Annotated in this window: 12 protein-coding genes, 1 tRNA gene and 2 pseudogenes; 11 read left to right on the top strand and 4 right to left on the bottom strand. The window is 58.0% G+C overall.

From position 1 onward, the window contains the following. From tssI to GIV35_RS24340, 9 genes and pseudogenes are all read left to right on the top strand, one after another. A partial coding sequence (tssI, locus tag GIV35_RS24380) for a type VI secretion system tip protein TssI/VgrG (RefSeq protein WP_236489141.1) occupies window positions 1-1,175 on the top strand: 1,175 nt, incomplete at its 5' end. Between the two features lie 19 nt (window positions 1,176-1,194). Beyond that, window positions 1,195-1,623 (top strand): DcrB-related protein, encoded by a 429-nt coding sequence (locus GIV35_RS24375; RefSeq protein WP_057024168.1) that lies wholly within the window; start codon window positions 1,195-1,197, stop codon window positions 1,621-1,623. 42 nt (window positions 1,624-1,665) lie between these two features. Next, window positions 1,666-2,361, top strand: a pseudogene (locus tag GIV35_RS27375) (PAAR domain-containing protein); the annotation flags it as partial. 60 nt (window positions 2,362-2,421) lie between these two features. Then, entirely contained in the window at window positions 2,422-6,285 is a 3,864-nt protein-coding gene (locus GIV35_RS24365; RefSeq protein WP_236265745.1) for an RHS repeat-associated core domain-containing protein, read from the top strand. A 5-nt stretch (window positions 6,286-6,290) separates the two neighbouring features. Next, entirely contained in the window at window positions 6,291-6,884 is a 594-nt protein-coding gene (locus tag GIV35_RS24360; protein WP_236304557.1) for a hypothetical protein, read from the top strand. A gap of 380 nt (window positions 6,885-7,264) precedes the next feature. Beyond that, window positions 7,265-7,528 carry a hypothetical protein gene (locus GIV35_RS27570; protein ID WP_223024534.1) on the top strand — a complete coding sequence of 88 codons (264 nt, stop codon included), beginning with the start codon at window positions 7,265-7,267 and terminating at the stop codon, window positions 7,526-7,528. Window positions 7,529-7,641: 113 nt separating this feature from the next. Continuing rightward, on the top strand, window positions 7,642-7,833 hold the full coding sequence (locus GIV35_RS24350) for a hypothetical protein (protein ID WP_236264361.1): 192 nt from the start codon (window positions 7,642-7,644) through the stop codon (window positions 7,831-7,833). Window positions 7,834-8,051: 218 nt separating this feature from the next. After that, the gene (locus GIV35_RS24345) at window positions 8,052-8,345 is read left to right on the top strand and encodes a hypothetical protein (RefSeq protein ID WP_200648089.1); all 294 of its coding nucleotides are present in this window, start codon (window positions 8,052-8,054) and stop codon (window positions 8,343-8,345) included. Between the two features lie 238 nt (window positions 8,346-8,583). Further along, the gene (locus GIV35_RS24340; protein WP_198715208.1) at window positions 8,584-8,934 is read left to right on the top strand and encodes a DUF3085 domain-containing protein; all 351 of its coding nucleotides are present in this window, start codon (window positions 8,584-8,586) and stop codon (window positions 8,932-8,934) included. Between the two features lie 71 nt (window positions 8,935-9,005). On the opposite strand, the gene GIV35_RS24335 is transcribed toward GIV35_RS24340, so the two are convergent. Further along, on the bottom strand, window positions 9,006-9,293 hold the full coding sequence (locus GIV35_RS24335) for a helix-turn-helix domain-containing protein (RefSeq protein WP_223024535.1): 288 nt from the start codon (window positions 9,291-9,293) through the stop codon (window positions 9,006-9,008). A gap of 92 nt (window positions 9,294-9,385) precedes the next feature. Here GIV35_RS24335 and GIV35_RS24330 point away from each other — a divergent pair. Both GIV35_RS24330 and yecR read left to right on the top strand, forming a co-directional pair. Continuing rightward, a pseudogene (locus tag GIV35_RS24330) lies at window positions 9,386-9,610 on the top strand (hypothetical protein); the annotation flags it as partial. Between the two features lie 74 nt (window positions 9,611-9,684). Continuing rightward, on the top strand, window positions 9,685-9,987 hold the full coding sequence (gene yecR, locus GIV35_RS24325) for a YecR family lipoprotein (RefSeq protein WP_223024533.1): 303 nt from the start codon (window positions 9,685-9,687) through the stop codon (window positions 9,985-9,987). 210 nt (window positions 9,988-10,197) lie between these two features. On the opposite strand, the gene GIV35_RS24320 is transcribed toward yecR, so the two are convergent. The 3 genes from GIV35_RS24320 to uvrC all read right to left on the bottom strand — a co-directional run bounded on the left by GIV35_RS24320 (window position 10,198) and on the right by uvrC (window position 12,750). Continuing rightward, window positions 10,198-10,273 (bottom strand) — tRNA-Gly (locus tag GIV35_RS24320). A gap of 60 nt (window positions 10,274-10,333) precedes the next feature. After that, window positions 10,334-10,894 carry a CDP-diacylglycerol--glycerol-3-phosphate 3-phosphatidyltransferase gene (pgsA, locus tag GIV35_RS24315; protein WP_105226420.1) on the bottom strand — a complete coding sequence of 187 codons (561 nt, stop codon included), beginning with the start codon at window positions 10,892-10,894 and terminating at the stop codon, window positions 10,334-10,336. 32 nt (window positions 10,895-10,926) lie between these two features. Beyond that, window positions 10,927-12,750, bottom strand: coding sequence for an excinuclease ABC subunit UvrC (gene uvrC, locus GIV35_RS24310; RefSeq protein WP_236264360.1), 1,824 nt, complete (start codon window positions 12,748-12,750; stop codon window positions 10,927-10,929). Window position 12,751: the final 1 nt, after the last annotated feature.

The following is a 12,751-nucleotide window of genomic DNA, read 5'->3' as shown; positions in this document are numbered from 1 at the left end:
ACAAGGACTACGAGCGCTACGACTACCCCGGGCGCTACAAGCGCGACATCGCCGGTAAGCCCTTTACCAAGACCCGCCTGGCCGCCCTGCGTAACGACGCCAAGTTGGCCCATGTGGAAGGCGACGACGAACGCCTGCAACCGGGGTTGGCGTTCGACCTCAACGATCATCCCCGTGAGGACTTCAATGACCGTTGGCGCACCATCGCCATCAAACACGAAGGCAAGCAGCACACCAGTTTGCAGGAAGAATCGTTTGGTAGCGGCCTCGGCACCTCCTACACGTTGAAGGCTAGCGCCATCCGCTGGACCTCGGATTGGAAGGCGCCGCTGCGTCCCAAACCCTGCATCGACGGCCCACAGATCGCTACGGTGGTTGGGCCACCTGGGGAAGAGATTTATTGCGATGAATGGGGCCGGGTCAAGGTGCAGTTTCCGTGGGATCGCTCGGACAAAAACAACGATCACAGCTCCTGCTGGATCCGCGTCACCCAAGGCTGGGCCGGGGCGACCTGGGGCTCCATGGCGATCCCGCGTGTGGGTCAGGAGTTAGTGATCAGCCACCTGGACGGAGATCCTGACCAGCCGATCGCCACTGGGGCCGCCTACAGACAGACCAACCTGCCGCCCTATGAGCTGCCCAAACACAAGACGCGGATGACCATCAAGAGCCGCACCCATAAGGGCGAAGGTTTCAATGAGCTGCGCTTTGAGGATGAACTGGGCCAGGAGGAGGTGTTTATCCATGCCCAGAAAGACCAGAACACGGTGGTGAAGAACAACCAGAGCCAATCAATCGGCGCCAACCGAAGCAGCCAGGTCGGCCAGGACGAAACCATCACCGTCGGCCGCACCCGCATGCGGGTAGTTAAGGCCAATGACACCTTGAAAGTGGGCGGCAGCAAGAACGATCACGTCGCTGGTGAGTATTACATCGGCGTGGGTAAACAGCTGCGTCTTGAGTGCGGCAAGACCGTCATAGAACTCAATGAAAACGGCGACCTGAATATCACCTGCGAGAACTTCAACATCACTGGAATGAACGCCGGCAAAGTCAACACCCTGTCAGGAAAACTCGATTTGAACATGAGTGGAAAGGCTTCCGGCACAACGGCGAACGGCGTCAGTGGCGCGGACATCCAGAGCGATGTGGACGGCTACTTCAACCATGAATGACTCCAAGAGGATGGCTCCAATGCGCGAATACATCACCCACGATTTGATCATCGGGCTGGGAAACGAAATGCCTGACGACAACAGCGTCAACATGCTGGTGTTCAAGACACGCGGCACCACCCTGGTGCTGGCACGCGGCCTCATGGACCCACAGAAAACGCTGGCCGAGACCTATACCCACCAGCTCACCGAGTTGCGCAAGAAAGTCACAGCCTTCAAATGCACCAAACCCGCAGAGGTGCGGGTAGGCGTCGACCGCAACATCGTCGCGATGGAAGTGCAAACCGAATTCACCCAGGGCAATGCACTGTCCTGCCAGTACCAACTGGCCTGTGAACTGCCTGGCGAGACTCGGTTACTGGCATTGACTTACAGCAAGGGCAGCACGCTCACCGAAGCTGATTTCGACCATTGGGAAACCCTCAAACAATCCCTTCGGTTCGCCTGAAACGCTCTTCGCGTACTGACCTGATTGCAAGGAAGATAATTCATGGCAGACACCGTACACGCCGCCCGCGTGGGCGACCCCATACTGCACACCTCCGCGTGGGCTGAATTTTTTTCCACTGTGGCGGAAGCTGTCGTGTACGCGGCTGTCACTGCTGCGGTGATCGCGGCGGCGCCTGCCATCATAGGCACCGCTGCCGTAGCAGCGATAGGCGCGGTAGCGATCAGCGTAGGGGCTGGCTTGCTTGTGTCGGCGGCGAGTTTGATTCCTGCTGGTGACAAATCCATCGGCGAACACTTCAGCGACGCGTGTAGTGGCTTTTTCAACGGGATCTTTCCGCCAACGCCCCAGGGCAACATTGCAAGCGGTTCCGTTGATACTCGCATAAATAGCGAACTAGCGGCCCGTGCCGCTGGAACACAAACAGACGAGCCGGACGAACCCGATGAGCTTTCGACCAAACCCAGTGTGATGGACGCCATTACTGGAGTGTTGATCGGCCTGAATCCGATAAGCGCCGCATACCAAAGTGCAGTTGGCGTATACCAATCTATCGACAGCATTATCAACCCACCCGTAGTGGTTGCACCTAGCAGCGGAACCCGACCCGCCGAACTGGACCAGGTGGTGTGCATGCGGCATTTGCCCATGCCTACTCAATATCTGGCTGAAGGATCCTCGGAAGTCTTCATTAACAGTCAGCCCGCCGTCCGTAGTGGGGATCGCACCACTTGCGAGGCCACCGTTGGCTCGGATACCGACGTGTCACCGGATGTTCGCATTGGAGGCGAACCTTTAGTGGTACGACCCATTCACGGAGGTAAGAGCAAAATCGGCATGGTGACGGGCATCATCGTCGGCATCCTCGTCGCGCGAAAATTCGGCTGTACACGTATTTTCAACGCGGGAAATCCGGTGGCCGTATCCACCGGCAGCAAGTTCCAGGACGGTCCAGAGGATCTGGACTTCACCCTCCCAGGCATCCTGCCCATCGTGTGGGCACGGCGCTACAACAGCAATGACCGTCGCGACAACGGCCTATTCGGCGTCGGCTGGAGCGTGCTCTACGAAGTTGAAATCGTGCGCGTGCCCCACCCGGACGGTGGCGACCTTTGGGTGTACGTCAACGCCGAGGGCGAGCGCCTGGAACTGGGTCAACTCAAGCCCGGCAACCGCTTTATCAGCACCCTCGATGGCTTGGCGTTCTTCGAGATGGGTAATGGCCTGACGGTGGTCGAGGACATTCATTTCGGCCTGTATCAGGTCTTTGAAACCGATCCCCACAACCCGCAGCGTTCGCGACTGGTGCGCCTGGGCAACCGCAACCGCAATACGGTCAATCTGCACTATGACGAGCAAGGGCGATTGCTGCATCTGCTCGACCCGAACAGCCGCATTACCGTACGCCTACGCTACAACGACCTGCACCCACGCCGGTTGGAACGGGTTGAGCGCCTGTATTTCAGTGACGAAGGCCCCGGCCATCTAGAGCGCACCGAGCCTTTGGTGCACTACCGCTATGACAGCCATGGCGATTTGAGCGCCGTACTCAATTCCAGCGACCAGGTGTTGCGGCGTTTCACCTACACGCCCGAGCGTTACATGAGCAGCCATACGCTGCCCACCGGCGCCACACGTCACTATGCATGGGCGTCTTTCGAAATCCCCGAGCAAGGCCCGCAATCCGTCCGCGCCGACGGCTCGCCCTATACACTGCCGCCCTTGCTGGAATCACAGCCCGACCACGAATGGCGGGTCACCCGTCACTGGGGCAGCGATGGCGAGGACTATCACTTTCAGTACGACCTGGCCAAGGGCGAAACCCGCGTGGTGGACAGCCTCGGCCGCGAGGACCGCTACCACTGGGGCGCACTCTACGAGGTCTATCACCACATCGACCCGCTGGGCCAGTGCTGGCACAGCGACCTGCTCGCCGGACAATTGCTCAAGACCACTGACCCGCAAGGCGGCGAATGGTATTACGTCTACGATGACATCGGCCGCCTGATCGAAACCCGCGACCCACTCGGTCGCAGCGAACACATCCTCTACACCGAACACTGGGCGCTTCCGCTGAGCATCACCGACCGTGGCGGAAACACCCGCACCTTCAGCTACGACGAACGCGGCAACCTGCTCAGCGAAAAAGACCCGCTCGGACACACCACCCGCTACCGCTATGACCCCCAGGGCCAGGTGGTGGAGGTCATCGATGCCCACGACAAACACAAGACCCTGGCCTGGAACAGCTATGGGCAACTGCTGCTGTATCGCGATTGCTCCACCTCGGAAAGCCACTACCGCTATGACCAGCGCGGTTATCTGTGCGCCAGCACAAATGCCCGTGGCGAGACCACTCAGTACCGGTATGACACTCGCGGCCACCTGATTGAAAGCGAACGCCCCGACGGCCGCATCGACTGTTACCAGCGCAACCTGGCCGGCCAGCTTACCGATTACATCGACCCGGCCAACCTGCGTACCCAGTATCACTACGATCCCAGTGGGCGGATCCAGCAGCGTATCGATGCGCTGGGGCATAAGGTGCGTTTCAGCTATGACGCCTATGGGCGCCTGCAACAACTAAGCAACGAGAACAACGAAGCCTACCGTTTTGAATGGGATGCACTGGATCGTTTGACCACCCAGATCGATCTGGACGATAGCTACCGTGTCTACCACTACAACGCGCTGGACGATATTATGGGGACCGACGCCCATCCCACACCCGCGCCGGAACCGCGCAACAGTTACGAGGACGGCCCGCCCCCTCTTGAATCAGACGCCCCTATTCGGCATCGTTTCAGCCGCGATGCGGTGGGCCGTTTACTGCGTAAAACCACCGACGACGGCATCACCGACTATGCCTACGATGCTGCAGACAATCTGTTGGCGATTACTTTTAAAGCGCACAACGGCGAACAGCAGCAACTGAAATTCCGCTATGACGCCCTCGGTCAATTGCTCAGCGAACGCAGTGATGCCGGTGAACTGAAATACGACTACGACGCCCTCGGCAATCTGCAAACCCTGACCCTACCCGACCAACGCCAACTCAATCACCTGTACTACGGCAGCGGCCACCTGCATCAACTCAACCTCAATGGCCGGGTGATCTGCGACTTTGAACGCGACCAACTGCACGACGAAGTCCTGCGCACCCAGGGCAGCCTGCTGACCCGCACCCGCTACGACCGCAGCGGCCGCCTCAGCCAGAAGGCCTTGCACTACCGCAACGCCACCCGCGAAGAACTGCCACTACTGCAAAAGCACTACCAGTACGATGCCAGCGACAACCTGATCATCGAGCGCCTGACCCAAACCCAGCGTCGCGGCGGCAGCGATCCACGCCAGCCACTGCCGGACGACGGCCTGCTCGGGCGCTTCCTCGGCCAGAGTCATGGCAAAAGTGTCGAAGGCAACGAGCACTACAGCTACGACGCCACCGAGCGCCTGCGCGACCATCGCCAAAGCACGCCACAAAACCCGGAACTGCACCGCGAAACCTACAACTACGACGCCGCCGCCAACCTGCTGCCCACTGGACGCATGGCCGGTTGCGTTAAACACAACCGCGTGCACGTGTTCGAGGACAAACGCTACCGTTATGACCGCTTCGGGCGCCTGAGCGAAAAGCGCATCGGCAGCCACACCGTGCAACGTTTTCGCTACGACGCAGAGCAACGCCTGGTCTGCGTCGAGCAGGATCAAGGCTGGCAGCGGCTGCGCAGCGAGTACCGCTACGACCCGCTCGGAAGACGCATCGGCAAACGGGTGTACAGCAATGACAGCGAGCAGGCGCAGAACGATGTGCAGTTTGTGTGGCAGGGGCTGCGGCTGTTGCAGGAGGTGGAGCATGGCTTCGGCAGCCTGTACGTGTATGCCGATCCCGACAGCTATGAACCGCTGGCGCGGATTGATGGTAAGCCGGGCAGCGAAGAGATCCTATACTTCCACACCAACCTCGCCGGGCTGCCGGAACAGCTGACCGACGACGCCGGCCTGAGCGTGTGGCACAGTGAGTACGAGGGTTGGGGCAAGAGCCGGGACGAGTGGCACGACCCGCGGATCAGACGCGAGCAGAACCTGCGCTTTCAGGGGCAGTACCTTGACCGGGAAACCGGGCTGCACTACAACACCTTCAGGTTTTATGATGCGGAGGTGGGGCGGTTTACGCAGCCGGATCCGATTGGGTTATTGGGTGGGCTGAACCTATATCAGTACAACCCAAATGCCATTGGGTGGACCGACCCTCTCGGCTTATGTAGACGCGGTAATGCCTCCACCAAAAAACATATGGACGGAGTTAGAGATAACTTCATGCGCGATAACCCAAGCTCGGTTCATACCGCAGGCGGCAGGCATCCGGTAACACGAGTAGAACAACCAGAAACGTATCTCAGACCATTGATGCCAAATACAAAAAAAGGTGCATCTTATACAGACATGACCTTCAAGGATGCCAAACGTCGTACAGTGTATGTACAAACTGTGGACAAAGGCCCTATTAACGGAATGAGCCAGAGAGAGTGGGACAATGCGGTTAGAATAACGAAACAGGACCCAAGCGCAATTGTCATTACTGTACCCAAAGGAAGTACCCCTCCACCCGGCGCATTGAACACAGCGAATATGAAGCCGGGCGTTGTGACTATAAGGTGACAAACATGCCAAACAAAACCATGACCATTGAAACATTCATGACAGAAAACGATGAGTACAATTTTTCCATCTTACTAAGGAGTGAAATCCCACGGATAACTTTTATCGACGATTTTGTGTGGAGCACACCCAACCCACCGTTCCACGAAACTTTAGCGCAATGCAAGGGGTGGGCAGGCTCCAATGCAGCCATCCTAGATGAAATGATACTGTCATCCAGTGATTACAAAAAAACGATGGTCACCCCACACCAAAGTGGATCTGGATTTATCGGAGGAACAATCGGAAAGGGGCTCATTCAATTTCATCGTTCATATGAGGCAGACTATGCAAAAACCTGCCTTAGAAATGGCAGAATCGCAGCATCATACGACCCGGAAAACGATCCAGAAACCGATATTTTTGTAAAAACAGTCTGGCGACTATTTAAGAAACACGCGCTGAAAGTACATTTAGTAAATATGGACAGCGGGGAAATTCACGAAAAGCCCGAGAAAAGATTTTTTTCTTGGCCTGATGCGGCAGAAAAATATGATGGAAAAAACGGAAACTACTTAACAAATACGGCAATGGCGTATTTCAGAAAGCAAGGGAGTTAATATCTTTTTTGATAAATCACCTTTCGTTTCCCAATAAAATACAGCCTCTGTTGCATGCAGTCAGGCGAGTTCAACAGCGCGTCGATGCACTGAGTCTTACGGTGCGTTTCAGCTATGACCGATCGCTTATCCTACACCCGTGCCGGAACCGCGCAACACTTACGAGGACGGCCCGCCTCTCCTTGAGTCAGACGTCCCCATTCGGCATCGCTTCACTCCCGACGCGGTGGGTCGTTTGCTGCGAAAAGCCACCGACTAGGCCTATGATCCCGCTGCCAACCTGCTGGCGGTCACGTTCACCGACAGACAGGGCGCGCAGCAGACACTGAGCTATGTCTATGACGCCCTCGGCTAGGTCCTCAGCGAAAGCTGCGACGCGGGTGAACTGGGCTCGCTGCGACGCCCTGGGCAACGTGGATACCCTGACCCTACCCGACCAACGCCAACTCAATCACCTGTACTACGGCAGCGGCCACCTGCACCAGCTCAACCTCAATGGCCGGGTGATCAGCGATTTCGAGCGCGACGCATTACAAGACGAAGTGCTGCGCACTAGGGCGCCCTGCACAATCACAGCCATATTCAGTCACCCTCGAAAGATCGCTCCTACACCTTCTCAAAACACTTCCGACGGCCCCATCTGAAATACCCAACAGTCACAAAAAATGACGAGCCCTTTTCTACAATAAACGTTATGTATTCAGTTGTTCTGGGCAAGACGCCCACGCGTCCATTCATCTCATGAAGAACTTGGATCATGCTAAATACTTCGTTTTTTCCCTCACTGCGTACCGCCCTCGGTACATCCTTGCGTCCCCGACAGCTCAACCCAGAGGAAGAGCGACTGATCCGCTACTACCGTTTATTGTCAGAGCAGGATCATGAGGCTGTGCGCTGTCTGTTCTTTGCGATCAAGGAAACCAGCCGGGCCGAACGTCCGAAGCAGTAGGAAGTGACACAGGTATCTGTCAGCGACCAATAAGGCACCTGCGGGGTTGGACACGTTGCCGGGAGCCTGTCGCCAACACCTTCCCGATGGAGTTTTCCTACCCAGCAGAAGCATACCTGCCGACCCCACAAACCATGCCATTACGCACGTGTTTGTGACCGCGATTCTACCTTGCTAGAGTACGAAGCCCCATTGCCGTGGAGGATCTGCATCTCCCCATGCCCGCCTTCATCACCCTCCAGCCTCGCTTTCCCCTCGGTGGCCTGACCATCTCCCGCTGCGTGGACGCCCTGATCCGACAGGATCTGCTCGACCCGCTGCCCTACGTTCGCAGACACATCTGCGGCGATTGGGGCGATGTGCGCGCAGAGCATCGGCGCTACAACAACGCGGCTCTGGAACTCGGCGGCTACCTGCTGTCGTCCTACACCATCAGTAACGGGTTGGCCCTGTGTATCTTCACCGAAGCGGACCGGAACCTTACGGCAGTGTTCCTGCTAAATGAGTACTGACCACCGGCCATAACCCGGCATTCGCCTGATGCGGTTTGACAGACACCCGCCGCCAAAGCATTCGACCACGCTGCCCCCATGTTCGCTGGCGTCGCCGGCAACATCCCAGGCGGTCAACGCCTTCAAGACCGCGGTGCGTCAATGGCGCATTGGCCGCGTTATCCCTTCATCACTTCCGTCATCCCAAGGGACGCCCTCCCTTGCGGTTGGGGAGTCCTTCTGTTGCAAGGAGACCACCCTGTCATTGCTCTTCAAAGGCAGCGATCTGAAGCCGGTGCTGGCAGAGGCTATCGCCAATCAATGCTCCATCATTCTGGTCAAGGACCAGGGCGTCTACTGGCTCGCCGAGCGCGGTGAACGCCAAGCCAATGGCCGCCAGAGGTTGCTTGCCTATGCGGTGGGCTGTAACCCCGATGTCGACGTATTCGACGACTGGTGGGCGTTGGCCCGCAAGGAGCTGGGCGGCGATGATTTCGCGGAACATTTCGACCCGCATTCGGAGGCGTTCACGCCCATCCTCAACGGTGAGGAGGATCTGGAACTGGCCGCCACGGCGACCTATCTGATGTTGCGGACCGTCACGCCGTAACCCAATCAACCATCAGACCTTGAGCCCCCGCCTGCCGGGGGCTCTCTGCTATGTGCTCGCGCAGGGCTTCGCTACTCGCTTTTCGCCGGGAATTTCTCGCCATCCCCTGTTTCCAGCCACTGTGCATTAACGCTCACCAGCCTGGCTATCTTATCGAGCTGCGAGTACGGGATACCACGAGAAAACCAATTGGTCAGCCGCTGTGGGCTGATCTTCAGAAATAGCGCGAAATCCATTGGCGCGATCTTGCACTCCGACAGCACTACCCGCAGACGCACGCCGGAACATTCCGCGCTGGCAGCGCGAAGAGTCGTTGATCGTCGCCCCGTGTGCGTTTCTTTCCGTTGGCCGTAGACCATTCCTTGCTCCTTGTGTAGCTCCATGTGTTTTTTGCCCCTTTCACACTGCGGGCTCACTGAGTATAAACACCGCGTTCACCGAACCCAATTCCTACCTCGATACTTCCTACAACAGCAATGAGGTGATGGCACAAAGCGCGGAAAGGCAGGGCAACGTGGTGGTGCACACCAACTATTGGGCAACCGTCAATAACCCGAATCGCTGCATCCTTTCCATCACCGTCGACCAGGACAGGAAGGTCGTCGGGTTTGAGGCCAATAAAGGCGAACTGCTGCTCTCCAGTGGCTGCCAGTCGGTCAAATTTGGGCCGCCTTAAGGCGACCTACGCTAAGGCTGGCTAACAAAAAAACACCTGACAAATGTCATTTCCATGAAGGATCGTCCTCGACAATGAAATCCATCATCGTCGCCATCGCCCTACCGCTCTTTGCAGGCTGCGCAACGCCGAAATATTGGGAGGCCACCGGCGGCAACCCGTCCGACGGCCTTGTGCAACTCTTCTACGTACGGACGCCGTTTGAGTACGCGCAGATCCGGGAGTCCCAAGGGTTGGCGATTGCCACGGGGCGCTGCCAATTTTGGAACTACGCGCGCGCTGAGCGCGCAGACGCGCAAAAATCCGTGTGCCGCACGATGGGGCAATTCCACTGGCTGGAAACCACCGTTACTCAGGATTATCGGTGCCAGAAGTGACACCCTCCCAAGGCGTCGAGGCGCATCGGGAAGTTGAGCGAACAGTAGTTGGCCTGGCGACCCAGGCGAACTGAGCGGATCTGGTAACAATACGAACTTGAGCGCGTCCCCTACGATTGTGCGCACAAACAAAAAAGACACCTGAGCGTCTATTCCGTAAATCACAGGCAAAAAAAAGCCACTCGTTAGAGTGGCTTTTTCTTTTATGCTTGGAGCGGGAAACGAGACTCGAACTCGCGACCCCGACCTTGGCAAGGTCGTGCTCTACCAACTGAGCTATTCCCGCTTGGTGATGCGCATTCTATAGAATCCTCAGCACCCGTCAACCCCTTGATTCAAAAAAGTTTTATTTCTTTTCAACGGTGGTTCGGAGATGGGGCCAGGCCGCGCGCAGATATTGCAGCATGGACCACAGGGTCAGGCCTGCGGCGACCAGCAGCAAGGCGTAGCCTGTGAGGACCCAGAACGAGAAGTCCGACGGGTTGGCCAGCAGGATCACCAGCGCGAGCATCTGCGCTGCGGTTTTCCATTTGCCCATGTTGGAGACGGCCACGTGGGCGCGGGCGCCGATTTCGGCCATCCATTCGCGCAGGGCCGAGACGACGATCTCGCGGCCGATGATGACGGCGGCCGGCAGGGTCAGCCACAGGTTGCCGTGTTCCTGCACCAGCAGCACCAGAGCGACGGCCACCATGAGTTTGTCGGCCACGGGGTCGAGGAACGCGCCAAAGGGCGTGCTCTGTTCCAGGCGGCGTGCCAGGTAGCCGTCGAGCCAGTCGGTGGCGGCTGCGAAGGCAAATACCGAACTGGACGCGATGTAGCTCCATTCATACGGCAAATAGAACAACAAAATGAAAATCGGGATAAGCAGGACGCGTAGAACGGTGATCAGATTAGGGATATTCATCGGCACAACTGGCTACGAGGTGAGAAGGCATTCTATTCGCTGTGCAGATTGGCATAAATCAATTCAGCGAGCTTTTTACTGATACCGGGTGCTTTGGCTATTTCGTCAATGCTGGCACGGGAGAGCTCCTGCAAGCCACCAAAATGTTTAAGCAAGTCGCGACGTCGTGTCGGGCCTACCCCTGCCACCCCTTCCAGGGTTGAGGTTCGCCGGGTTTTGCCACGGCGCGCGCGATGGCCGGTAATAGCGAAACGGTGGGCTTCGTCGCGGATTTGTTGAATCAGGTGCAGCGCGGGCGAGTCGCCTTTCAAGGTGAATTCATGGGCGGCATCATTTAAGTACAACGTCTCGAAACCGGCCTTGCGCGTGGTGCCCTTGGCCACACCGAGCAGGATCAGGTCGGGCACCGCCAGTTCGTTGAGCACGTCACGGGCCATGGATAACTGGCCCTTGCCACCGTCTACCAGCAGGATATCGGGCAGCTTGCCCTCCCCGTCCTTCAACTTGCTGAAACGCCGCGTGAGCGCCTGGTGCATAGCGGCGTAGTCATCGCCTGCGGTAACGCCTTCGATGTTGTAGCGCCGGTAGTCGGACTTGATCGGCCCTTCCGGCCCGAATACCACGCAGGAGGCCACCGTGGCCTCACCGCTGGAGTGGCTGATGTCGTAGCACTCCAGGCGCTGGGGCGGCTCGTCCAGGTTGAGCACCTCAGCCAGGGCATCGAAGCGTGCGGCAACGTGCTGTCGATTGGCCAGGCGCGCGCTCAGGGCCTGTTCGGCGTTGGTCACGGCCAGTTGCTGCCAGCGGGCACGGGTGCCGCGTACGCGGTGGCTGATGTCCAGCTCGCGGCCGCGCAGCTCGTGGATGGCCTCGATCAAAGTGGGGAAGTCTTCATGCACCACGTTGACGATCAGTTCAGACGGCAGGTCGCGCTCAGGGCTGCTGACGTAGTACTGGCCAAGAAACGCAGCCATCACTTCTGACACGTCTTCGTCGATACCGGTCTGCGGGAAAAAGTTCTTGCTGCCCAACACCCGGCCAGCGCGCACGCTGATCAGGTGCACACAGGCGCCACCCGGATTGACGAACGCGGCGATCACGTCGACGTCACCGGTGCCGCCTTCCATGCTTTGCTGGTCCTGGACGCGGCGCAGCAGGGAGATCTGGTCGCGCAGTTCGGCAGCCTTTTCGAAATCTAGGGTGCTGGCGGCCTGCTCCATGGCCCCGGACAGCTCATCGGTGAGTGCGTTGCTGCGCCCTTCGAGGAACATCACCGAATGGCGCACATCCTCGGCGTACTCCGAAGGTTCCACCAGGCCCACGCAGGGCGCCTTGCAGCGCTTGATCTGGTATTGCAGGCACGGCCGGGTGCGGTTCTTGTAGAAGCTGTCTTCGCATTGACGCACAAAAAAGGTTTTTTGCAGCAGGCTCAGGCTTTCACGAATCGCCCCGGCGCTGGGGTAAGGCCCGAAGTACTTACCCTTTTGCTTTTTTGCCCCGCGGTGAATGCTCAGGCGCGGAAAGTTGCCATCCGATAAAAACACGTAAGGGTAGGATTTATCATCACGCAGCAGGATGTTGTAAGGCGGCCGCCATTCCTTGATCAGCGTCTGCTCAAGCAGCAGCGCCTCGGTTTCATTGGCGGTGATGGTGGTTTCGACCTGGGCGATACGCGCCACCAAGGCGGCGGTTTTCGGCGCAAGACCGGTCTTGCGAAAGTAGCTCGCCAGACGGTTCTTCAGGTTCTTGGCTTTGCCCACGTAAAGCAGGCGCGCCTCGCTGTCGAACATGCGGTACACGCCGGGGCGGCCACTGCAGGTGGAGAGAAAGGCACTCGGATCAAACGGTGTGGTCATG

Origin of the sequence: Pseudomonas sp. PA-1-6B, from assembly GCF_021609545.1 — a bacterium.
Lineage (GTDB): Bacteria > Pseudomonadota > Gammaproteobacteria > Pseudomonadales > Pseudomonadaceae > Aquipseudomonas > Aquipseudomonas fluorescens_BV.
Note: the sequence above shows the minus strand (reverse complement) of the source record. Positions and strands in the feature narration are given on the sequence as shown.